This is a genomic window from Chitinophaga sp. S165 (assembly GCF_003182155.1).
Lineage (GTDB): Bacteria > Bacteroidota > Bacteroidia > Chitinophagales > Chitinophagaceae > Chitinophaga.
In genome coordinates, this window is the sequence record NZ_QGTG01000002.1 from 302439 (window position 1) to 326712 (window position 24274).

22 protein-coding genes are annotated in these 24274 nt (G+C 43.4%); 4 read left to right on the forward strand and 18 right to left on the reverse strand.

What is annotated here, in order from left to right:
- Nucleotides 1-3: 3 nt before the first annotated feature.
- The 5 genes from C7475_RS09365 to C7475_RS09385 form a co-directional block, all read right to left on the reverse strand.
- A complete protein-coding gene (locus C7475_RS09365; protein ID WP_158286466.1) occupies nucleotides 4-792 on the reverse strand; it encodes an ester cyclase in 789 nt (262 codons plus the stop codon).
- A gap of 533 nt (nucleotides 793-1325) precedes the next feature.
- Nucleotides 1326-2114: a PhzF family phenazine biosynthesis protein gene (locus C7475_RS09370; protein ID WP_110053103.1), complete on the reverse strand. Its 789-nt coding sequence runs from the start codon at nucleotides 2112-2114 to the stop codon at nucleotides 1326-1328.
- Between the two features lie 71 nt (nucleotides 2115-2185).
- On the reverse strand, nucleotides 2186-2467 hold the full coding sequence (locus C7475_RS09375; protein ID WP_110053104.1) for a hypothetical protein: 282 nt from the start codon (nucleotides 2465-2467) through the stop codon (nucleotides 2186-2188).
- 133 nt (nucleotides 2468-2600) lie between these two features.
- A complete protein-coding gene (locus C7475_RS09380; protein WP_110053105.1) occupies nucleotides 2601-3026 on the reverse strand; it encodes a MarR family winged helix-turn-helix transcriptional regulator in 426 nt (141 codons plus the stop codon).
- A gap of 22 nt (nucleotides 3027-3048) precedes the next feature.
- A complete protein-coding gene (locus C7475_RS09385; RefSeq protein ID WP_110053106.1) occupies nucleotides 3049-4044 on the reverse strand; it encodes an AraC family transcriptional regulator in 996 nt (331 codons plus the stop codon).
- A 104-nt stretch (nucleotides 4045-4148) separates the two neighbouring features.
- Here C7475_RS09385 and C7475_RS09390 point away from each other — a divergent pair, with 104 nt between their 5' ends.
- Together C7475_RS09390 and C7475_RS09395 are read left to right on the forward strand one after the other, a co-directional pair.
- Nucleotides 4149-4547, forward strand: coding sequence for a nuclear transport factor 2 family protein (locus C7475_RS09390; RefSeq protein ID WP_110053107.1), 399 nt, complete (start codon nucleotides 4149-4151; stop codon nucleotides 4545-4547).
- 48 nt (nucleotides 4548-4595) lie between these two features.
- Entirely contained in the window at nucleotides 4596-5069 is a 474-nt protein-coding gene (locus C7475_RS09395) for a hypothetical protein (RefSeq protein ID WP_146217515.1), read from the forward strand.
- A 103-nt stretch (nucleotides 5070-5172) separates the two neighbouring features.
- On the opposite strand, the gene C7475_RS09400 is transcribed toward C7475_RS09395, so the two are convergent.
- From C7475_RS09400 to C7475_RS09425, 6 genes are all read right to left on the reverse strand, one after another.
- On the reverse strand, nucleotides 5173-6585 hold the full coding sequence (locus C7475_RS09400; RefSeq protein WP_110053109.1) for a PKD-like family lipoprotein: 1413 nt from the start codon (nucleotides 6583-6585) through the stop codon (nucleotides 5173-5175).
- A gap of 16 nt (nucleotides 6586-6601) precedes the next feature.
- Nucleotides 6602-7435, reverse strand: a complete 834-nt coding sequence (locus C7475_RS09405) for a DUF4843 domain-containing protein (RefSeq protein ID WP_110053110.1) — start codon at nucleotides 7433-7435, stop codon at nucleotides 6602-6604.
- A 16-nt stretch (nucleotides 7436-7451) separates the two neighbouring features.
- On the reverse strand, nucleotides 7452-8924 hold the full coding sequence (locus C7475_RS09410) for a RagB/SusD family nutrient uptake outer membrane protein (RefSeq protein WP_110053111.1): 1473 nt from the start codon (nucleotides 8922-8924) through the stop codon (nucleotides 7452-7454).
- Nucleotides 8925-8935: 11 nt separating this feature from the next.
- Complete coding sequence (locus C7475_RS09415) at nucleotides 8936-12352, reverse strand: SusC/RagA family TonB-linked outer membrane protein (RefSeq protein ID WP_233259806.1); 3417 nt, start codon at nucleotides 12350-12352, stop codon at nucleotides 8936-8938.
- Nucleotides 12353-12420: 68 nt separating this feature from the next.
- Complete coding sequence (locus C7475_RS09420) at nucleotides 12421-13422, reverse strand: FecR family protein (protein ID WP_110053113.1); 1002 nt, start codon at nucleotides 13420-13422, stop codon at nucleotides 12421-12423.
- A gap of 98 nt (nucleotides 13423-13520) precedes the next feature.
- A complete protein-coding gene (locus C7475_RS09425) occupies nucleotides 13521-14129 on the reverse strand; it encodes an RNA polymerase sigma factor (protein WP_110053114.1) in 609 nt (202 codons plus the stop codon).
- A gap of 122 nt (nucleotides 14130-14251) precedes the next feature.
- On the opposite strand from C7475_RS09425, the gene C7475_RS09430 reads away from it, so the two are divergent.
- Nucleotides 14252-14575 carry a hypothetical protein gene (locus tag C7475_RS09430; protein WP_110053115.1) on the forward strand — a complete coding sequence of 108 codons (324 nt, stop codon included), beginning with the start codon at nucleotides 14252-14254 and terminating at the stop codon, nucleotides 14573-14575.
- Nucleotides 14576-14637: 62 nt separating this feature from the next.
- On the opposite strand, the gene C7475_RS09435 is transcribed toward C7475_RS09430, so the two are convergent.
- Nucleotides 14638-16542, reverse strand: coding sequence for an ABC-F family ATP-binding cassette domain-containing protein (locus tag C7475_RS09435; RefSeq protein ID WP_110053116.1), 1905 nt, complete (start codon nucleotides 16540-16542; stop codon nucleotides 14638-14640).
- Between the two features lie 98 nt (nucleotides 16543-16640).
- A complete protein-coding gene (locus tag C7475_RS09440) occupies nucleotides 16641-18212 on the reverse strand; it encodes a hypothetical protein (RefSeq protein WP_110054021.1) in 1572 nt (523 codons plus the stop codon).
- Nucleotides 18213-18394: 182 nt separating this feature from the next.
- Between C7475_RS09440 and C7475_RS09445 the strand changes: the two genes are divergently transcribed.
- On the forward strand, nucleotides 18395-19624 hold the full coding sequence (locus C7475_RS09445) for a glycosyltransferase family 4 protein (protein WP_110053117.1): 1230 nt from the start codon (nucleotides 18395-18397) through the stop codon (nucleotides 19622-19624).
- 17 nt (nucleotides 19625-19641) lie between these two features.
- Here the strand turns inward: C7475_RS09445 and C7475_RS09450 are convergent, their stop codons facing one another.
- The 5 genes from C7475_RS09450 to C7475_RS09470 are packed head-to-tail and all read right to left on the reverse strand — an operon-like array spanning nucleotide 19642 to nucleotide 24273.
- Entirely contained in the window at nucleotides 19642-20574 is a 933-nt protein-coding gene (locus C7475_RS09450; protein WP_110053118.1) for a GDP-L-fucose synthase, read from the reverse strand.
- Nucleotides 20575-20578: 4 nt separating this feature from the next.
- Nucleotides 20579-21691 (reverse strand): GDP-mannose 4,6-dehydratase, encoded by a 1113-nt coding sequence (gmd, locus tag C7475_RS09455; RefSeq protein ID WP_110053119.1) that lies wholly within the window; start codon nucleotides 21689-21691, stop codon nucleotides 20579-20581.
- A gap of 4 nt (nucleotides 21692-21695) precedes the next feature.
- Complete coding sequence (glf, locus tag C7475_RS09460; protein ID WP_110053120.1) at nucleotides 21696-22808, reverse strand: UDP-galactopyranose mutase; 1113 nt, start codon at nucleotides 22806-22808, stop codon at nucleotides 21696-21698.
- Entirely contained in the window at nucleotides 22805-23563 is a 759-nt protein-coding gene (locus C7475_RS09465) for a glycosyltransferase family 2 protein (protein ID WP_110053121.1), read from the reverse strand. The genes glf and C7475_RS09465 overlap by 4 nt, the downstream gene beginning before the upstream one ends.
- Nucleotides 23548-24273 carry a glycosyltransferase family 2 protein gene (locus tag C7475_RS09470; RefSeq protein ID WP_110053122.1) on the reverse strand — a complete coding sequence of 242 codons (726 nt, stop codon included), beginning with the start codon at nucleotides 24271-24273 and terminating at the stop codon, nucleotides 23548-23550. The genes C7475_RS09465 and C7475_RS09470 overlap by 16 nt, the downstream gene beginning before the upstream one ends.
- Nucleotide 24274: the final 1 nt, after the last annotated feature.

Here is a 24274-nt window from a genome sequence, read left to right on the forward strand (position 1 = left end):
CTGTTACGGCAATATCTCTTTATACACTCCCCTGTCAATAGTAATATTCAGTCTTTTCAACATCCCCGGCATATCAAACCCTTCCTTCTTATACGACGCCTGCACGACTTCCTTTGCCTGCCTGAATGCTATTTCATCAGCCCACACAGCTACCGTTACGCAAACGAGTTTGCCATTATCGTCAGTATGCGAATAAGCTGCATCCCGGATGAATCCAGGCAGCGTTTTAATAAGATCGCGGTTAATTTTCACTCTGTCAAAGAACTCTTTTGCCCCAGCAGGAGGTACAATGAATTTGTCAATAAAGACCACATTGTCCGGACTGCCATTGACGTTTTGGGGCAGGACGCCAAGATCCTGTAAGAACCCCAGCCGATTGGTAAGTGTTTCACTGTGAATGATCTTTCCATCCTTCAATTCATACGACACTACGCCATCGGTTGCTACGCTTCTTCCGGTAGCCGGGATATGTTGAAAGGTACCACGGTGCGTACCCTGAAATTGCTGGAATACCACTACTTTATTGCCTTCAGATATTATGTCTTTCACTTGCCAGTATGCATCCGGGAAAGCGTTTGTCAGGCCAGCGACCACCTCCTTAAAATCAGGTCCGTCATAAGCCTCCGATATCAGTTCAGGCAATAAGGCCGTATTCCTCTTGTTCAATGCCTCGTCATAAAGCTTTCTTAGTACTTCTTTGTTTTCCATTTTATGCTCCTTTTTGTTAGAAACCTGGGCAGTGGTCAGCTGACATAACAGCATTACCGGCGCCAGGTATAGTAAACATTTCATTGATTTTGTTTTTACAAAAGTACCGGCAGCAAAGCCCCGGGAATTGTAAAAAATCATTGAATTCTGCTTACTCTCATAACGTTGGAGTATAGTCCTAAATCCATATTCATCAGGGTACTTAGCCCTTTCAAACAGCAATTTAGGACAGATTATAAAGCAGTTTTGGACAATGTATACAAGACGCAAAATCATGTATACAAAATGCATAATCGTGTATACGAAATGCAAAATCGTGGGGAGCGAAATGTATTTATCACTGCCGGAATCAGGTGTTACCCCCATTAGGACTAAGAAGCAGGCTTGTTAACCGGAAACAGGACTAATGTAAGTTCGCTTAGATACCGCTTAGATATCGCTCATCCTACGTTCATCTTACGTTCATGAACGTAGGATGAACGTAAGATGAGCGATATCTAAGCGGTATTTAAGCGGTATTTGAATGATCTAAATGGCGCAATCTCTTAAACCAGTAGAAGGGCAATAAAAAAGGCGCCCATTCCGGGGCGCCTTATGGAATACTTATAAAAAAACTATTATATCCAGCATTTCCCTGCTGAATACGTACGTGCATTTCCCGCTATCAGCACACGCTCACCGTTATCTGTACAGTAAAGCGTCCCTATACGTTCAGACAACTGTCTGGCATTTAACTCTTTTTTCTGCAGGCGTTCGCTCCAGTAAGGGATCAAAGAACAGTGAGCCGATCCGGTAACAGGGTCTTCCAAGATGGACGCCTGGGGGGTAAAAAAACGGGATACGAAGTCACTGGTCTTACCTGGCGCCGTGACAATGACACCGCCAGGGTCGAGATTGATCTGGTCCAGGACCTGCCTGTTAACCCCTATATTCAGGATATCCTCCTCGCTGCCATACACCAGCACGTAATCCCGGGCCTTTAATACGGCCAACGGCTGCCTGTCAAGGGCCTGGCTGATAATGTCGGGTAAGGCCGTTTCTACGGGTTTCCTGGAGGGAAAATCGAGCACATACAGCTCATCCTTAAAGCGGACCTCCAAAGGGCCGCTGGCGGAGTCAAAAAGGATCCGATCCTGTTTATAGCCCAGGAAGGTTTTGATTACATGGGCCGATGCCAGTGTAGCATGTCCGCAAAGGTCCATTTCGATATCCGGAGTGAACCACCGCAATGAAAAACGGTCTCCCTGGTTAATGAAAAATGCGGTTTCCGCCACAGCATTTTCCCGGGCTAACAGCAATAACTGCTCATCAGGCAACCATTTTTCCAGGGGCATCACACAAGCAGGGTTGCCACCAAAAACATGGTCGGTAAAGGCATCTACCTGGTATAAATTAAGTTCGGTCATGTCAGGGCATTGTATTTAAACAGAGAAAGCCAGCAACATGCTGACTTTCCCAATTATTTATAACTGATCAGTTAATCTTCATCTTCTTCATCATACTCGTCTTCTTCCAGCCATTCCAGGTAAGAATAGTACCATTCTTCCAGCTGGTCGAGCAGTTCTTCTTTCTTACCAGGCGCATTTTTGTAGAACTCATCTACATTATCAATTTCTGCTACAATATCAATATAAGCCTTCTCCTCGTCTTCCTCTACACGCTTTGCGAAGAAACGCGGCTGCTCGGTATGAAAGATATATTCATTGTCAGGATCCGTAACGGGATCATCCGCAATCATAAACTTGGGTAACTTTGCCATATTAATATATTTTATTTGATAATAACCGCCATTTAAAGACCAGACAAAAGTATTGATAAATCATTTACACCGCAAAAAACAGTTTACCCCTGATATACCGTTCCTCACTGACTGTACACCACTGCAACCGCAGTTACATCGAAGCCTGTTGCTGCGTAATATTTTCTATGATCCGGTTCAGTACACTAAGTGTCAGCTTATATTCCTCATCGCTCACACCGCGCATCATTAACGCAGCCCTTTCTTTTTGCAGATCAGAGAGCTGCCTGAACGCCTCATCTCCTGCCGCTGTAAAGGAACACTTATCTTCCGAATTGATGACCAGCCAGCCACGGTCTACCATTGACTGTATGATCTCCCCAAATTCCTGTACGGTTACGAAATTCTTTACCTCCTGGAAAAACTCCCAGGTATTGATATGTCCCCGTTCTGAAATATTTCTTAATATCATCCAGTGAAAACGGGTGATCGAGAGATCTTTAAAGGCATCATTCATAAATGCTGTGATCTGCTGATCAGCCTCTTTGAGGTACCAGCCTATTGGCTTATTAGCTTCCATAGTTATAGCGTTGTAAACATTGTTATTCTTTCTGAAAACTGACCGGCGTCTTGCCCGTCCAGCGTTTAAATGCCCTGGTGAAAGCACTCAGCTCGTTATACCCCAGCATGTAAGATATCTCCTTGACAGGATAACCTCCTTCTTCGAGATAGTGAATAGCGAGCGATTTTCTGACTTCATCCGCCACATCCTGGTAGCTGACGCCTTCCTCTTTCAATTTACGCTGTAATGTGCGCGGACTGACACTAAAATTCGCAGCAATCTCACTCAATGAGGGTATTCCCAGGTAGGCGTTCGTAAGCAGGAAATAACGGATCTTTTCTACCAATCCATCCCCCGCTACCGTTATTGTTTTATTCACCTTTTGCAACAACGCCTGCTGCATGTCAAAATTTGCAGTAAGTAAGGGTTCCTGCTGATACGCCCTGTCAAATACAAGTTCATACTCACTTGCACTCTTTTCAACATCACAACGGAACACCCTTGCATATTCCGCTGCATTTGCCAGACAGTAAGGCAACCTTACCGAAACAGGCTTTATTTTCCGTAGTAACAAACCATCCAGTTCATGTACAACAAAGACCATGAATAACTCCAGTGTTTGACGGAACGAAAAGCTATAAGTCCGTTCTGTTTGTGGTAGAAAACCAACTGTAAAGGTCGTCCCTGACGATGTAACCGCCACCTTGAAAAGATCCGTCAGCAGGTGTGATAATGCGGCCGCTTTCTCTACCGCTATCCCCACAGTATCGCTTGTTTTAATAATCTCCCCGACAATGCCAAGCGCTGACAACTGAAGTGATTCGCCGAAATGTAATCCGAATAAAGGATCATCCGCCAGCTGACTTGCCTCCCGCCACAATGCATCCAGCTGACTGTTACTGATAGCATAACTATCATCGGCCTTTAGTGCTGCGAGATCAATGTCCGACAGACGACAAAGCTGTATGACAGGGATGTCACGCAACGCCGCATAAGCGATCAGGTTCAACACAAAACGTCTCCGGCTATTTTCCATAAGCTGTCGTCAAATGGTAATTATTTGTCGTATAAAGATAACAATGCCCGGCCGTACACGAAATAGTTTTGCAATAACAAATCACCCAACTAAAAACAAACAATATGGAAAATCAGGCAAAACAAGTAGTTACACAGTTTCTGAACGCAGTACAAAAAGGCGATAACCAGACACTCGCAGCATTGCTGGATACAGCTATAGAATGGGAACAACCCGGCGACAACCGGTTCTCAGGTATTAAAAGGAATGTGACGGAAGTATTCCAGATGGTGGGAGGTATGTTTGAAGTGACCAATAATACACTCGCATTGGCGGAGATCAAAAGCGTTACTACCAACGGCAACAGTGTGGCCTGCCTTATTCGCTGGACAGGAGAAAAACCGGGAGGAGAAAAAATGGATGTTGATAACATCGACGTTTATACGGTTACCGGCGGCAGGATAGTAAAAGCGAAGATCTATTCTGCAGATATTACACAAGAAGATAATTTCTGGGGAAAGTGACGTAACATCTCTGGCACGTTATTCGTTCTATATGACAAAACTTGTTATATGAAACTATATTTTGCGGCTGCAGCCTTATTAACGATGTTAAGCTGTCAGCAATCTGCCAGCAATTCGTCAGAGACCACGGAGAAAGACAGCAGTGCGGCCAAGCAGGAAACATCAATTGTAGCAGCCGGTCCACAGTGTTATACCCGGATCTCAGGAAAGGATACTTCCTATCTGCAGTTTGAAACCGACAATGAAGTCATTAATGGTCAGCTGGAATATCGTCTCTTCGAAAAAGACAAAAATCAGGGCGCTATCACAGGTACCATCAGCAATAATATCATTGAGGCTGAATACCGTTTTATGAGTGAAGGAACAACAAGCGTAAGACCCGTGATCTTCAAACTGGAAAATAACCAGGCATTTGAAGCAATCCCGTCTTCCTTTGACAACCAGGGTGTACCTGTATTTGAAAAAGATCAGAGTAAACTGAAGTTTGGAGAGGCTCCTTTTGTAAAGGGCGAATGCAAATAACAGTGACTGCCAGAATAACAATGCCCCGCGATAGTTATCGCGGGGCTTTTTGTTGTAGGGTTAATGGTTGGTTAAATAGGTTTCATAGGATGGTAAAACATTTTTATCGGAGAATAACATCAACTACATTTCCCGGCAGGCCATCTATCTTTTTAAGTACGTTACCATACTTACCCGTACTTATATCAAGCGTATAAAGACTTCCCTCAGTACCGGCAATAAGCACATTTCCGTCATCCCTCATTTTGATCATTGTTACTGCCTTTCCTCCGAAGTTCGCCTCCAGCTGCAGTATTTCCTGGTTAGTCGGGTTATAACGGTATATCTTATCATTCGATGTAAAGTAGATCATCTCGGTAGTAGACAACTGCCATTTGGTGTTAGCAGTCAGCAGACTGTCTCCCTTGAATTTCCTTTTGTAAGTTGTTTTAAAGCGGGAGTTGCCCTCCAGGAAGTTCAAAGCAAATTTCAACTCGTAAGTCTGTCCGAGGCTATCGCAAAAAGCATACAGGCTATTCTCTGAAAACTTCTCCATATCGAGCAGGTCCATCTTCAGATCTTTCGGGTTGAAGAGTGAATCTTCCTGGATATAATCTGTGCCATAGAATGTATTGGGATCAAAGCGTAAAAAACACTTTTTCACTTTATCGAAACCCAGGTAGTAAAAGTATGATCCTGCATTACCCCAAAGCAGTTGAGGCGCAAGGTTATAATTGCCCGCAACCGGACTGCTGAAGAACCCAAAGTAAGTCCCGAATGGTGCAGTTTCAGTAGTACCAACATACATCCTCTCATTCATGATAGCTGTGGTGGTACCGTTAACCAGCTTCTGGAAATAAGAAGGCTTCAGATCGCCTGGCGTGGAATAAAAATTATCCTTCAGATATTTTGTACGTCTCAGGTTGTCACTGTTAACCTGAACGGCAGGGCTGGTACCTCCTGCACAAACGATCCAGTAAGCAGTGATAATGTTCATATAACTGATATTCCTCAATGGGATCAGTTGCATAGGTCCTGTTCCCAGACTTTCTCCGTTGATTGCATGATAGAGGTCAGTCTGAACGGTGCCATCAGGTTTCACAAAAGAAAGCTTTCCTTGCCCCGCATCGTCGGTCAGTACAACTGTACCTGATGTGAATTCTGTTTTACCGGTGATGATGAAATTATAATAGTACTTCACATCCAGCTTATTATCCTTCACTATTAATCTGGCAGTATACACGTTAGCACCCAGACCATAGACGATCCTCAACTGTAGCCCGTCATATTCCTCAGAGCGGGCCTCCTGAGAGACATCGATCGTCCAGTGACAGGACACATCTGTTCTGCCGCCAGGCAGGACGATCTTCGGCGTAATAATGAGACTATCACCCGTAAAAACAGAGTATACGGAGTCAAGACCGGTTACTACCGGCTCGCCCAGTTCCAGGTAATCATAATTCCCTTTGTCTTTGAAACAGGAAGAGAAGAACGGTACCAGTGCAATAATCAGTATATATAGAAATGATCTTTTCATTGATTAGTTTTTTAGCTTAAACTACACGTTTACCATTTTCATCGGTAAAATAATACCTGCCATCTTCCTGGTTCTTCACCAGCTTATACTTGTTGTCCGGGTTTGTGCTACTGTAGAAATAATAGGAACCATCTGTTTCCATCGTCACTACATATCCTTCTTCAGCATTAACTTCCACCCATTTAAACGGATCGAGCAGGAAAGACCTGAAACGCCTGATATGATATAACGCCTTTGGAATTGTATTGAAGTCCTGCATGTTGGTACCCAGCTCTGTTGCACCTGCCACCCTAATGAACAATTCGTGCTTAACCCTTGAATACGCGCCTAACTCACCGGCCCAAACATCCCACCAGGTAGGTTTCTCAAGCCTGTTTGAAAATTTGACGATCCCCTTATTCTGTAGCTTGAACGCTACACCCAGATCATCGGTCGCCTTAAGCGTAAGCCCAATGGTCAGCGTTTTTGTTTTCAGCAGTGTGTCCTTGTTCAGAAGGATCAGCGGCACCATACAGATACCGGAATCTGCCGCCAGGGTGTATTCTTTTTCTAATGGTTTATAATGTAGCGAAGCAACTGCCGTTGTTGAGCTATCAACTGTTACCAGCACAAACTTTCTCGCTTTAGGTTCACGGAATCCGGAAAGTCTTACCGGAATAAAAACGGTGTCTTCCGACTTGTCGGGAAAGTAAGCGAAGGAATAAAGGATACTATCTGTTTTATCATCAGCGTCATCCGGTAGGAAATCGAAATAGACATTCTCTGTGGTATCGAACAAAAGTGTTTCGTCTTTCTTGCAGGCAAAGAACACCATACAGCAAAGAACACTGAATAAAATATATCTTTTCATCTGGCCGTAGGTTTAATTATCTGTTACCAAATTGGATTTCGTCATCAGGAAGTGGTATTACAAATATCCTGTTTGTAGCAGGGTTAGTGGCTCCTGCAAAACCTATAATTGGTTTATTCAGGCGCTTGTAGGTATAGAAGATCTGCCCTTCACCGTAAAACTCTTTGCGGCTTTCTTTTACCAGCTCATTCAGGAATACGTCTTTAGATGTTTCATTTGTAATAGTTCTGCCAATCCCACGATTGAAACGGACAGTATTAAAGTATGACCATGCTTTTTCCGGATCAGCATCGAATGTACATTCTGCAGCGATGTAATACATTTCGCTCAGGCGCAATGCAGGAGCTACGAGATAATGCATGTTTCTATCCGGATCCCTGTAATATTTCTCCAATTGCATACGGGTACCCAAACCACCGCTCTTTTCACTGAACCATTGTTTGAAACGGTTATCTTCTCCACCTACACCACCTGTCTCATACAGGTTGCGTCCTTCAGTAGATGTAATGAAAAGCGCATTGTCTCCATCGCGGAACCAATCATTGATAACCTTAGTCAAATTACCATTTGGTATATACCATGCAAAGAGTAGCTCCCTATATAACACACGATCTTTTTTCTCGTCGTCAGGATTCAGAAAATCATTCTGACGTGTCCATGGGAATTTGTTTGAATTGATCACTTCCAGTGCATTAGCCAGTGCTTCTGCTTTGTTACCTCTATATAAAAGCACACGTGCCAGCTCTCCACATACTGCATAGTAGTTAAGACGGTGGCGGCGGTTCTGTAAGAACAAGGGACCGTTTTCTTCTGTACTGGAATCTTTCACCGGATAACCTACTTTATAACCAGCATCCAATATTGGGTCAGCTACCTTCAATAATTGTTTTGCCGCATTAAGGTCCTGGATTGCGGAATCAAGTACACCTGTCACAGTGGACATAGGTGTTATCTTGTTCGAAAAATCCTTCACATATGGAATAGCCGGTGCTACCGGATCATTTGCATAAGATGGACCAAACATGCGCAACAGGTCAAAATGAAGATATGCCCTTAATGCCAGTGCTTCTCCTTTTATCAGCTCATATTCTCTTCCTGAAAAGAGCCTTTCCTTACCTTCTATGTGATGTAGTATAAGGTTGCTGTTAGCGATCGCTGCATATAATGCCAGCCAGGCAGCATCTCTCTTGTAGATGAATTGGTCATCATCATAATTATACAGCGCGGCTTGTCTATATCCCCTGGGGTCATCCGGTGTAATAGAATAATTCTGGGCCAGCACTTCAGGAAAGCCAAAGCTCAACTCTTTACCATAACTATCTTCTCCCACACAACGGCTGTACACACCATTTAATGCCTCTTCAAAACCAGCCTGTGTACTGAATAATACGTCCTGTGATATATCTGTCTGAGGTGTTACTTCCAGCCATTTCTTACACGACATCAGGCCAGCCATCACTATTATAATGAGTATATAATATTTCTTCATCTTGCTTCTTTTTAGAACTGGGTGGATAATGAGAACGTGAAGGTTCTTGCAAACGGATAATCTATTCCTCTTTCAGCCTGAATACTGGATGTTCTCCATAGGTCGTTCAGGTTAAGCGCGCAACGCAGATTATTCATCTTATAACGCTTCGCTACCGCTGGAGGAACGTTGTAAGCCAGGTATACTGACCTCAACTCAATTACATTTTCACGCTGTACAAAGCGGGAAGACGTACGGGTAGTTCCATGATCGGCAATGTTTTTAAACAGTGCATGATCACCGGGATTCTTCCAGCGGGATTCCAATACACGCGCATCTACGTTATACCTTGGATCAGCATTCTCCACACGGTCTACCAGGGTCTGATTGTAAAGATCTCCGCCGCCTTTACCGTAAAACCTTACCTCTGCCAGCCAGTTACCATAATACACGCTGGTACCGAAAGTACCTTCTACCTTAGTGGTCATATCCCCCACAGGCACCATGTCTTTAACACTATAAACGTGGGTATAGGAGCCATCTTTCTTAACAAAGATCTCTTTACCGGTTTCTGGATCAATCCCCATTGACCGTACCGCATAGATAGTGTTCAAAGATTGACCTTCCTGGAAACGCAATAATGGAACGGAATTCAGATTAGCGTCAGATTCCTGCTTGTCGTCCACTTTGTCATTATAGGCTTTCAGTGCATTAGAGATCTTCGTGATCTTGTTCTTATTAGTTACAAGGTTTGCAAACAGGTTGAAAGACCAATCCTTTCCTCTCAGCACAGTACTGCGGAAGTTTACCTCAAAGCCCCTGTTCACCATTTCACCCAGATTGGCTTTGTAGTCAGTGAAACCGGCAGAAGGTGGAACAATGATATCTGCCAGCAGGTCTTTGGTCAGTTTATAATAATAACGCGGATAGATATAGAATCGTCCGTTGAACAGGTCTAACTCGAAACCTGCATCATAATTCTTGGTACGTTGCCATTTCAGAGCGCTGTTACCATAGGCCTTGAATATGGCGCCAACGCCGGTGGAGTACCAGTCATTGCTGTAATACTGGTAGGTGGTATTGGATAAATAGGACGGGAAAGACACGTCGCCTGTCAAACCGGTAGTTGCTCTCATCGTCAATTGGGAGATCACTTTACGTGGAATGAATTTTTCATTATGCACATTCCAACCTAAACCATAAGACCAGAATGTAGCCATTCTTGAGTCAGTTCCGAATTTAGAAGAACCATCCAGACGAACAGTACCATCCATCAGGATCTTATTTTTATAAGAATAGTTCGCATAGAGGAAGGTACCCAACAGGCGATCCTGTGTATACTCTCCGGAAGGAGCACCGTTTAAAGCATAAGTACGTGCAAATCCGATCTGCGGGAATCTGTCATTAGAAAAACCCTGCGCTACGAAAGTTTTACTATCGTTACTACGGTCCTGTATGTTCGTACCTAATGAGAGGTTAATGAAATTATTACGGACCTGTTTTGAATAGCTTAATGTCAGGCTACCATCTATCTGCCAGAAATCTTCATCGGAATAAGTATAGCGGCCACGGTTTTTCAGATTGTCGCCTGTTTCGTAGAAGAACTCATTGCTCAAAGGAGAAACAAAATTATCTGCTGTAGATCTTCTCTTAGTCAAACTTATCTGTCCTCTTAATCTTAAAGCGGGGTCAATTGTCCACTCACCGGAAAAGGCATCCATCAGTTCCAGATACTCAGACTTCTCCAAACTACCGGTAGTAGCTTCATACATCGGGTTCAGCACACTTTGGGTTTTGACATCGCCATCTCTGTAACGCCATTTATCGACTTCACGCAACAGGCGGCCGAGAGAATCAGTTTTTGGATAGTAAGGGTTCATCTGTACGTACTTGGAAAACTCCCTGTAAGGAGATTCTCTTCCATCTACCTGTGATACGGAGATCAGGTTCTTGAACTGGAGCTTATTCTGTACGCTATAAGACAAGGACGCAGCAATGCCGTAACGTTTTCTGTAAGATCCTTTCATTACGCCATTATTGGACTGATAACGCAGGTCAACACCATATCTTATTGTTGGTGTTCCTCCTTCCAGATACAGGGAATGCTTATGTCCAAGATCAACCTGCAATGGTTGCGACAACCAATAAGTATTAACTCCTCTCAATACATTTTTCCTCTTCTCGTTATATTGCATTTCCAGATTGAGCGGAGATTCTACAGGACTGCTGGAATACACTCCTGCCAGTCTTTCATACTCTAATTTGTCAGCCCCATTCAGTAAACGGTAATCCGAAAGATCAGGAGCATTCAATGTCATTTCGTAACCATAGTTCACTGTCAGTTTACCTTCTTTGGGCGTCTTTGTACGGATAACTACAACACCATTTGAAGCTCTTGATCCATAAATAGCTGTTGCAGCAGCATCCTTTAATAAAGTAATGGAAGCGATCCTGTTCGGGTCAAGGTCGAAGATAGACTGAACATTCACTTCATAACCATCCAGTATGAAAGTTGGCTGGTTAGTAACGCCGGTCAGCATACTGTTCCTCGTTAACTTGGATACGTCTGCACTGGGTAACGCTGTTGTTCCTCTTACATTGATATTGGGAATCCTGTTTGGATTAGATCCAAGAATATTATTCTCAACAAGTTTAAAGGAGGGATCGTACGACTGAAGACTGCTCAGAACGTTCTGCGGATTCACTTTCTTTATATCATCAGCCGTTAATACAGTGGCAATACCGGTAAAGCTTTCTTTCTTGATTTCGTAGTACCCCGTTACCACTACGTCTTTTACCGCCTGTACGTCAGTTTTAAGTCTGACGTTAAGTACAGTCTGTCCTTTTAATATTATCTCCTGCGGTTTAAAGCCGATATACCTGAATAGTATATGTGCATTTTCAGGCACGTTTCTCAGTTCATACTTACCATCGTTGCTGGTCAGGACACCATTGGAAGTTCCTTTTACCATTACGGTTACTCCTGGCAGAGATACACCTGCATCGTCAGTTACGATACCGGTAATAGTAACCGCCACTGGTTTCTGCTGTTCCTCAGTTGGTTTCTTTTCTGCTGGTACTACAGGTTTAGGTGCAGGAGCGGGAGTTTCCTGTTTGTATATAATATACACGTTCGCACCTGCTTCTTCCGCCTCTAATTTGAGTGGTTTCAGGAACCGGTTCAGATACTGTATGAATTTTTCAGATGATCCTTTTGCGGCTGGCGCATCGGTTTGAATACTCCCGATATTCTGTCCGATGTAGTTGATCCTAACTTTGTACCTGGTTTCTAGTGAAGCGAGAATATCCTTCAATGTTTTCCGCTGGTCCTCGTGCTGATTAATGCCAACTGAAGTAAACAGCGGTTGCTGTCGACTATAATAATTTCCATCTGCTGCAGCATGTCCCATGGCCGGCAACAGTAATAACAGGGCAGCATAACTCCCCATACACCTAAAGTAATTTCCAGGCATAAGCAATAGATTAAGGTTGGTCGATTTTTATAAACTAATGTTGATTAGGTTTTCTTTCTTCTGATGCTATAGCTTTTATTGTCCTTCTTTACGATAACCACATGCAGGGATCTTGACAAAGTTTTAAAAAATACATCGACATCCGACATTGGTATACTACCTGTAAATAACTCTTTCTGTAAATCCTGATCTTCTATATATAAATTCACACCTAAATTCTCTTGCATTGCTACCGCCACTTCTGCGATAGGCGTCTCATTAAAAATGAGCATGTTCTCAAGCCATGCATTGTAATCTGCAGGGTTCACCTTTCTGCGGGACAGCTGATTGGTTTTCGTAGAATAGCTCACCATTTCTCCCGGCTTCATATTAATGTCCTGCAGGCCTTCTCCGTTCAGCTTTAACTTTACGGCTCCGTTATTCAGTACGACACGTGTCATTACCCTTCTGGTATTCACGTTAAATTCAGTGCCCAGCACCTGTACATCTACATCTGAAGTATGCACCAGGAACGGCGCATTATTAGTTTCATGAGCAACGGAGAAAAAACCTTCTCCATCCAGCCAGACTTCCCGCTGGCCATTTTTGCTGATGGTACCCTTGAGGGCGGAATTTGCGTTCAGCCTTACTACAGAACTATCCGGCAATACTATTCTTTTAGTCTCACCATAAGATGTCGCATAAGTGATCATCACCGGCTTCTCCCGGTGCAGGAAAAACCAGGCAGCACTTGCCATCGCTAATACACCCAGGAAAATTGCGGCATAACGCCATATACCAGCGCCAACTCTTCTTTCAGGAGTTTCATGAATGGTATAGGCAATCCGGCTCCAGACTTCCGCCTGATCTTCAGCAGTAGGGATATGCTCTTCCGTACCTATCAGCAATAGTATGTCGCGGGCTTGCTCAACTGTAGCACGATGATCAGGGTTTTCATGCATCCAGGTTTCCCAAAACGCATTAGTATCGTGGTCCGGACGTTCTATCCATTTACGAAACAATTCATCGTGCAGAAAATCCTTTACTGTGTAATCTTTATAATCCATAGCCAGGGATACTCCAGTTAAGCTTTATATAGATAAAGCAACGAATTCGAAAAATCTTAGCGTCTTTTTCGATATTTTTTTAAAAAACCTTAAAATATTTAGAAACTCCTGTGTTGTCCGCCCCAATAAGTGATTAAAACCATCAATTCTCCACTATGGTTTTTAAGGTAATTCAATGCTTTTGATAATAATACATATGTGGAGTTAACACTTAATGACATGATATCGGCCGTTTCCTGAGCGGATAGTCCTTCGTAAAACCGTAGATAAAGAATCTCCTTCTGACGTTTAGGCAATTTTTCAATTACCCGGGCCAGCTTCTGTCTTCTTTCATCGATGGCCTGCTCATCTATTATTTTTTGCTCATGTGAGGGCATATGGGAGTGATGTTCTGCACCCAAACTATCAAACAGGGAGAATACGCCCTCCTTCCTGGAGTGCTTCGCGATAGTCCTTTTGAGCGATGCAAACAGATAATATTTAATGCTGTCTGTAACCGACAGATTAGCCCGGCTATACCATAATCCGGCAAACAGATCGTGAATACAGTCCTTTACCACGCTGCTATCAGCGTGTATCTTCATCCCGTACTTATATAGTGATGGGAACCATGTATTATAAATGAAGGCCAAAGCGCCTTCATCGCCATTTATCAGCCTGCTCCAAAGCTCCTGATCTGAAAGTTCGGTATACCAGATCTCCTCCAACTATTACCTTTTAATATATGATGTCATGTGTGGTGGCCTCTAAAAATATATAAGATGTTGCTGGCATCAAAATTGAATAATAATATTCGCGTTGATTTTACACAACTTTTAAATCTATTGTTATGAACTCAAAAACACTGCATAGGGGGTTACTGGCCGCTACAATTACGGCTTCCGCCCTTTTCTTCGGCCAGCAGGGTATGGCACAGGGGATCGACAGCACGGCAAAAAAAATCGGTAAAAAAGGAGAGCAGATAGGTAACAAAACAGCCTCCGTAGCGGTAAAGGGTGCTATGAAGATCACCGATAAGACATATAAAGGCAAAGAAGGCCCGGACGGCCAGACGGTATACATCGATAAAAAAGACAGAAAATACTATGTGGATGATAAGGGTAAGAAGGTTTACCTGAAACCCTCCCAGATAAGAGATAAGAAAGAACAGTAACAAAATAGCAAAGGGACGTCCATTACGACGTCCCTTACTATTTTATTTATTAGTAATTTTTATCAATTCATCTCGCTAAGCTCCAGCCAACGCATTCCCTTTTCGTCCAGTAACTGAATGATCTCCCCAACACGGCGGGCTAACGGCTCCAGTTTTTCATATGGCAGATCGCCGGCAGCCATCTTTGCATCTATATCTTTTTTCTCAGCTTCCAGTGCCGCAATGTCTTTCTCCAGCAATTCCAGCTCTCTCTTTTCTTTAAAGGACATCTTTTTTGCTTCTGCCACCGGAGCAGCTACTGCTACCACAGGCTTTTCAGGCGCTTTATTCTCATTACGGGCCTCTTCCTTACCTTTTTCTGACTGTTCTTTTTCCCACTCCCTGTATTGGGTATAGTTTCCAGGAAAATCACGCACTTCTCCCCCTCCCTCGAATACAAACAGGTGATCCACCAGTTTATCCATAAAATACCTATCGTGGCTTACTATCACAATGCATCCCTGATACGTTAAAAGGAATTCTTCCAGGATGCTGAGCGTCGGCAGGTCAAGGTCATTCGTAGGCTCATCCAATACCAGGAAGTTAGGATTGCGGAACAGGATACTCAACAGGTGCAATCTTCTTTTCTCTCCTCCGCTTAACTTGGAAATGTAGGTATACTGCTTTTCTGGTGTAAAGAGGAATAATTGCAGGAACTGAGCGGCGCTCACTTTGGTGCCGTCAGCCAGGGGGAAGTTTTCAGCGATGTTCTTTACGAACTCGATCACCCGCATGTCTTCTTTTACAATGAGACCACGCTGGTCATAGTTACCGAAAACAATTGTTTCCCCGGTATTGATCTTACCAGAGTCTGGTTGCTCCAGCCCAAGCAGCATATTAACAAAGGTGGACTTACCTACTCCGTTCTTTCCGACAATACCGACACGTTCTCCCTTTTTGAAGGTATAATCAAATCCTTTCAGGATCTTCAGGTCCCCGAAAGATTTGTAGACTTTCTTCAGCTCTATGATCTTTCCACCGAGGCGGGTCATTTTCACATTCAGTTCCAGTTGCTGTCTTTCCAGCCGTACACTGGCCCTTTCCTTCACATCTTCAAAAGCGTCTATGCGGGATTTGGATTTTGTGGTACGGGCCTTAGGCTGTTTCCTCATCCATTCCAGTTCCTTCCGGAAAACATTCCTTGCCTTTTCCACACTGGCCTTGTCCTGTTCTTCACGGGTGGCTTTCTTTTCCAGGTAATTCTCGTAATCTCCTTTATAAATAAACAGCTGCTGCTGGTCAATTTCCATGATCTCATTACATACACTGTCCAGGAAGTAACGGTCGTGTGTTACCAGCAGTAGGGTCACTTTTTCCTGGTCAAGGTAATTTTCCAGCCATTCGATCATACCTACATCCAGGTGGTTGGTAGGTTCGTCCATGATCAGCAGGGTATGACGGTGTTCAAATCCGATATCTATCAGCACTTTGGCCAACGCCACACGCTTTAGCTGGCCTCCTGAAAGGCTGCCCATTTTCTGGTCCAGGTGGTGAATATTCAGTTTCCCGAGGATCTGTTTCACTTTGGAGTCGAAATGCCATGCATTCAGCTCGTCCATGCGCTCAATAGCACTGGTAAGCTTGTCGATATCCGGCTCCTGTTCTTCATCGTCGGTCAGCAATTCATAGTCTCTGATTGCAGCCAGTACAGGATGTGTCTGGGAGAATATATTCTCGGAGATAGATTTCCCCGCGTCAAATTCGGATTGCTGCTCCAGCATTACCACAGTCACGCCCTTATGGATCCATACCGTACCGGCATCAGGCGTATCCTGTCCACACAGAATACGGAGCAATGTTGATTTACCGGCGCCATTCAGGGCTACCAGGGCTATCTTATCCCCCTCTTCTATATGGAAAGAAATGTCCTTGAAAAGCGGCCCTGCGCCAAAAGTTTTTGTGAGTCCTTCAACCGTAACATAATGCATGGCGCGAAGTTAGTAAAATGTCAGGACGCCTCACTACCGGAAATAAAAAAGCCCCCTGGCAAACCAGAGGGCTTTTTAGTGATTTATTTTTCAAGTACTTACAAGTCGTAATATAACTGTCGGAAGGAACTTCTCAGTCCAACCTGGAAAACCAGTTCCCTTGTTTTCCACATGTCGTTGCTTTCTCTTCTGGCAGTAACTGATGCTTCCAGGCGGAGATTATACTTCGGGTTCAGCAGGTAAGCGGCTGTACCTTGTACGTATAAGAGGTTAGTTTTGAGTCCCTGCCCGATGTGGTTTCCAAAATCCAGTGTACGGGTGGTATAAGATTTATTAATGTCTTTACCGAAGTTCGTACCTGCTGTATCCAGTCCGTATTTGGCCAGTGTGATCTGTCCACGGAGGAAGATGCGTTTATACCTGTAGTCTGCAATATTCACCCATTCCACAAAGTTGGCTCCCATCGGGTGCGCTAATGGCTGATTATAGTGACCATAGTTATTTAAAGTGGTACGCTGGGAATAAGTATATGGTCTTGCAGCGTTCACCTCCGTCAGGATGTTCAGGTTAGGCACCTTAAAGATATTGTTGGAACGGAAACCTGCTTGTCCCCCAAATTTATTGGCCCACCAGCCTTTACCGGCTGTCACTTCGCTGAACTTAAATTCATCAAGAATAAACTGCCCATAGAAAGTGCTGTTCCTGGACGGTGCATACTTAACGTTCAGACCTAACAGCGCGTTGTCAGGAGAGCCTACGGAGAACTCTACAGGACGCAGGAACACGATCGGGTTCAGGTAGCTGGCATCAAAGCCACGTTTACCGGTAGAGTCAGAGTCCTGCCATATCACGGCTTCGAATAAACCGATAGAGACCTTCTTGCTTACGTTCCAGTCCAGGTAATTGAATACACCCCATTTCTTCCTGTAGCCATTATCGTAGGATGCTTTCGGATACTGCATATCTATGAACTGCGCCCACATCGTGGTGTACTGCACTCTACCCAGGTTAGCGATCACTTTCAGGAACGGATAATTGAAAGAAGCATCAGACAGTAACATAGAGCGGTAACCGTCTCCTATAAAGTTCCTGTCGTAGCCCAGCTGGAATGTAAAATGTTTGCCAGCCTTATAATCGATCAGTGCTGATGAATATGCATAGTCGAATGCTTTACCATTTGAAAATGACTTCCATTCTCCCTGTCCAGGTACGATCTTATTAGCACGGCCAAACGCATCGAGATAAGCAGGCAGCTTCGCCTGGTTCTCATAGAACTCCGCACGGAAGGTCAGGTTCTTTCCGATGGTACCACCGGCAATAACACCACGGGTATTTAACCATACTGTACCATTATCATTGCTATGACCTACGGTAAGGTCCGGCAGGATGCTGGCATAAAATGTATAGTCGTCTTCTTGGACTTCCAGCAGATGCTCGCGGAATAGCTTCCTGTATAACCAGCTCTGCTTACGCGTCGTATCTCCCTTCGGGAGATCAAAATGAGGTTCGATGGAATAGTCTCGCAGCGAAGAGTGATAACCATTGCTGTCCGACCCTGATTGATAAAAGCCCAGTGAATACTGACGGCCGATTTGTGCATGCACAGTTAAGCTAAAAGGGATACTTAAGCAAACCAGAACAAACACAGGGGTAATACATTTCTTGAACATAAGGAAGAATTTGCTTGCCAGCTGCAAATATAAGTGTTTAGGTGCGTTAGCCATAGTACTATATTCTATAGATTCAATCATTTATAACCTTATGCATCAAAAAATATATTAAGAAAAGAATAGATGAGACGCGGCGCAGGGGATGAAAAATAGATAAATAGATGTAAAATAGTTTTCTTTGCATGGAACAGATAACAAAGATCCATAACGGGTTTATACAGCCGGAAATGAAAATAATTTACATTACCCATTATACAGAGCTATATGGCGCCAATAAATCCCTATTGAATTTGTTATCGGGCCTGTCTTCTTACGACATTGACATTCATCTGGTGGTACCAGCGGCCGGCAAAATAACAGAAGTTGCTGCTGCGAAAAACATCCCTTACACCGTCATCCCGTTTTATAATGAGATCCATGTCAGGGAAAAAGGTAACGCCGGATTAATAACAAAGATCAAGGAAACAGGCAAAGGAATGATCAAGTTCCTGCACAACTGTTATATTGTTTTAAAGCACTCCTCTTTCTTCAAAGACTGTGATATCATTCACGTCAATTCATCCGCTACGTTCATCGGAGCATATTTCGCATGGCGGATGAAAAAGCCGCTGATATGGCATATACGTGAATTCGGCTGGGCAGATTACAGGATCAAATACAATTTTGGATATGCTTATTTCCAATACTGGCTGAATAAGGCTGTTGCTATTGTAGCGATCAGCAAAGCGATATATAACGAACGGGTTGCCACAGCCCGGCCCCGGTATAAAGAGCTTATCTACAACGGCATTATATCCCATCAGGCATTACAGCACAATAAAGCGGACCTCCTGCATACATTGGATACAGCGTCAACCGCTCCAGTATTCACTTTCGCGATAGTAGGTCATATAAACAGTGAAAAAAATCAGATGGAGGCATTACAGGCATTTCATCTCTTACAACAGCGCTCAGATAAGGTCAGACTAATGATTGTCGGAACAGGTGCAGATGCTTATGTCCAAAAACTTATCGACTTCACGAAGGCGCACCACCTTGAAGACAAAGTAACATTCACAGGGTTTATAGAAGACATCGAAGCTGTATATTCATCTGCCAGTTGTTTATTGATGTGCTCAAAAAATGAAGCGCTGGGACGGGTTACGATAGAAGCTATGAGTCATGGCATTCCGGTGATAGGCTTTAATGCAGCCGGTACCAAAGAAATTATCACAGATGGTTATAATGGCTTTTTGTATGATCAGGGCTATCATGAGCTCTCTGAAAAAATGCTGTCCCTTGTAGATAACAAAAGTCAGTATGCGTCTCTTATAAAACATGCACTGGACACGGTTGAAAAATATACCATTGAGCAATGTTCTGCTTCGGTTTATAACCTCTATCTCAAATGTATGCAAACAAGCCAGGGCTAAAAAAGGCTGTCTGGTTGTTACTTCCAGACAGTCTTTAATAATTCCTGATATACGCTGCTTATTCCAGCTTTAAGATCTATACCTGCTTTCCAGCCGAGACTATTGAGCTTGCTGACATCCATCAGCTTTCTTGGCGTTCCGTCAGGCTTTGAGATATCAAATACCAGCTCGCCTTCATATCCCACAATGTCTTTTATCATTATAGCCAGTTCTTTGATGCTGAGATCTTTTCCGATACCAACATTAACAAGCCCCTCTTCGTTATAATTTTGCATGATAAAGAAACATGCATCCGCCATATCATCGGCATGCAAAAATTCTCTCAACGGACTACCTGTTCCCCATACTACTACCTGCGCTGATCCCTGTACTTTTGCCTCATGAAACTTTCGTAGCAATGCAGGCAGAACGTGAGAATTATTCAGATCATAGTTATCGTTCGGACCATACAGATTGGTAGGCATTACGGATATGAAATTGCAACCGTACTGCGCCCTGTAGGCATCACACATTTTTATACCGGCTATCTTTGCAATGGCGTATGGCTCATTGGTAGGTTCCAGCAGCCCCGTGAGCAGGTACTCCTCTTTTAGTGGCTGCGGAGCCATTTTAGGATATATACAGGAAGAGCCGAGGAACATCAGTTTCTTCACTCCCTGCTGATATGCGGAGTGAATGATATTACTCTGTATCATCAGGTTCTCATACAGGAACTCTGCCCTGTAGGTATTGTTTGCAACAATACCGCCTACTTTAGCAGCTGCTAAGAACACATAATCAGGTTTCTCCTTCTCAAAGAAAGCTGCCGTAGCTGCCTGATCTCTGAGATCAAGTTCTGCCGAGGTCCTGGTAACAATATTTCCGAAACCTTCTTTCTCAAGTCTTCTTACAATAGCCGATCCCACCATTCCGCGATGACCTGCTACATATATTTTATTATGCCTTTCCATGCTATTATTCGTATTGATTCAGGACATTATATCCGGCATCCTTCAATAATTTTTCCCTTTTGAACAGCGCCAGGTCAGCCGCCACCATTTCCTTTACAAGCGCAGGAAGATCATATTTAGGCTTCCATCCTAGTTGTTCGTTAGCCTTTGTAGGATCTCCGATCAGCAGATCTACTTCAGTAGGCCTGAAGTAGCGCGGATCGATCACCACTACTTCCTGTCCTGGTTTCACATGTGTATTACCTGATACTACGCTTTTCACAATGCCTCTCTCTTCTACTCCCTTTCCTTCAAACACCACTTCGATACCTGCTTCTGCAAAGGCCATTTCGATAAAGCTTCTTACAGGTGTTGTTATACCTGTTGCGATCACATAATCTTCCGCCTTTTCCTGCTGAAGTATTAACCACATCGCTTCCACATAATCTTTTGCATGGCCCCAGTCCCTTCTTGCATCCAGGTTACCCATAAACAGCTTCTCCTGCATGCCAAGCGCGATCTTTGCTACTCCCCTGGTGATCTTCCTGGTAACAAAAGTCTCACCGCGTAAAGGGCTTTCATGGTTAAACAGAATACCATTGCAGGCATACATATCGTAGGCTTCCCTATAGTTCACTGTAATCCAGTATGCATACATTTTTGCCACGGCATAAGGCGAACGCGGATAGAACGGAGTTCTTTCCGATTGAGGAACTTCCTGTACCAGTCCATATAATTCGGACGTAGACGCCTGATAGATCTTAGTAGTTTTGGTGAGCCCCAGCAAACGAACAGCCTCTAATATTCTGAGCGTACCAATTCCATCTGCATTCGCTGTATATTCAGGTGTTTCGAAGCTTACCTGAACATGGCTCATTGCTCCCAGGTTAAATATTTCATCAGGCTGTACCTGCTGAATGATACGTATAAGGTTAGTGGAATCCGTCAGATCACCATAATGCAACTTAAAGTGTACATTGGTTTCGTGAGGGTCCTGGTATAGATGATCAATACGGTCCGTATTCAGCAATGAGCTACGGCGTTTAATACCGTGCACCTCATAACCTTTCTCTAATAACAATTCAGAAAGGTATGCACCATCCTGACCAGTAATTCCTGTGATTAACGCTTTTTTCATAACATTATTTAGCACTGTCTAATTCAACTCTTGCTTTTTTCAGGGCATGCGCAATAACATGGTGCATATCATAATATTTGTATTCGGCCAGCCGTCCTCCAAATATCACGTTACTCTCGTTCAAAGAAAGCTCCCTGTATTTTTTATAAAGATCGTCATTTTTGCTATCATTTATCGGATAGTAAGGCTCCTGCTTATCTGTCCATTCTACCGGATACTCCTTCGTGATAACAGTGCTTGGCTGTGTACCGAATTCAAAATGCTTATGCTCGATGATCCTGGTGAACGGCGTTTCCTTATCGGTATAATTCACCACAGCATTACCCTGGTAGTTAGCGATGGGCAGATGCTGATGTTCAAAATGAAGACTGCGATATTCAAGTTTACCAAAACGATAATCAAAATACTGATCTATCATGCCTGTGTACACTACCTTATCAGCGAGCGCGCACAATTCATTTCTCTGCTCAAAAAAATCAACACCCAGTCGTACATCTGCGTTGGCCAGCATCTTTTCCACCAGTACATTATAACCGCCTACTGGTATCCCCTGGTATTTGTCGTCGAAATAGTTATTGTCAAACGTAAAACGCAACGGAAGCCTTTTGATAATAAATGCAGGCAATTCCCTGGCAGACCTTCCCCACTGCTTTTCGGTATATTCCTTTATCAGTTTATGATAGATATCTTCTCCAACCAGCGACAAGGCCTGCTCTTCCAGGTTCTCGGGATTAGTTATACCAAGCTTGCTAACCTGCTCATTGATCTTTTTCTTCGCTTCCTCAGGAGTAGTTACTTTCCACAACTGATAAAAGGTATTCATGTTGAATGGAAGGTTATACAATTCTCCCTTATAGTTAGCAACAGGTGAGTTTGTATATCTGTTGAACTCAGTAAAAGAGTTTACATAATCCCATATCTCTTTGTTGCTTGTATGGAATATATGAGCACCATATTTATGAACGTTGATACCTTCTACGTTTTCGCAATAGACATTTCCACCGATATGATTCCTCTTGTCAATAACCAGGCATTTCTTTCCTGCTTTATGTGCCTCGTTGGAAAATACCGCTCCAAACAATCCAGCTCCAACTACCAAATAATCATAATTTTTCATGCTCTATATTTTGAATAACCATTAACGGCCCAATGTATCAGGTAATAAATACTTCTAAGTAGTCCCAGTTTTTCTATCTTATAGTAAACAAGGAATTGTGGCTTGATCACCTTCTTCTTCTTACCTGAAGTAGAATTGCTCAATACCCTGTAACTGGCAATTATTTCCTTATTTCCGTATGCTACTTTGCATTTCTTTAATATTTCCAGCCAGTACACGTAATCATCGCGCAGACTTCTCAGGTCTTCACGTAAATACATTTTGCCGAATTGAGTTATATCATACAAGCCGGTCAGACAGGAAATTGAGCATGTCTTCAACAGGCTGTCGTAATTGACTTTTTCGGGCACTATAAATGGCCTCATGCACTCTTTCGAGTGCTCATCAATTCTTCTGTGAGAACCGTACACAAGACATGCATCATGTTTCTTCATTAATGCAAGCTGGCTCTCCAGGAAATTATTATTCCAAAGATCATCTGCATCAAGTAATGCAATGTATTGTCCGGCGGCACGCCTAATACCATTATTCCTGGCAGCGGCAGAACCTCCGTTAGGTTGTGAAAACAGCTGGATCCTGCTGTCCTTTTGTACATAACTGCGAATTATCTCTGCACTATTATCCTTCGATCCATCATCAACGAGGATCATTTCCCAATGCGGATATGTCTGAGCCATTACAGACTCAATTGTCTCATGTACAAATCTCCCTGCATTATAAACAGGGGTAATTATAGACACTAACCCTTTTTGCATAACTTATAATTCAAATAAAACTTTGTTATTTCCCACGCCATAATAACCCTTCCTTTCAATTTCACATACAAGCGCCGGTTACTTTTACCTGTACCTGCGCTCGTGAATGCCGTATTATGCCGCCTGTATTTAATCAATGGTTCCTTCAGAAAACAGACCTTCCCGGTCATTTCACCTACCAATCCGATCCAGAGATCATGTCCGATCTCCCTTGTATCAGGAAAAGGCAATGATTGCTGCAGGAGAGAACGCCTGAATGCCATGCATGATCCAAAATAGGTGCTTTTGAGAACATTTTTCAGCATTCCCTTTCCTGATCCATAGAAATCGAAGAAAGAAGGATACAACAGCTGTAAATGCTCATCTACAATAACCGAATCACTGACCACAAGGTCATATTCTTTTAATATTTCGAGGCTCCGTTCTACTTTCTTTTCCTCCCATATATCATCCTGGTCTGCCAGAAAGACGAAGTCGCCCGAAACATTAGACAATGCATTGCCAAAGTTCTTTATCACGTTGCGGAAATTGCCATGCAGCAATTTGATCCGGCTATCTTCTATTCCTTTAATTATTTCTACCGTGCTGTCTGTAGAGCCATCGTCCGAAATGATCAATTCGTCACCTTGCCCCAGTTGAGGCAATATGGAGTTGATCTGCTCCCTGATGAACAATTCCCCGTTATATGTAGCCATGCATACAGAAATCATC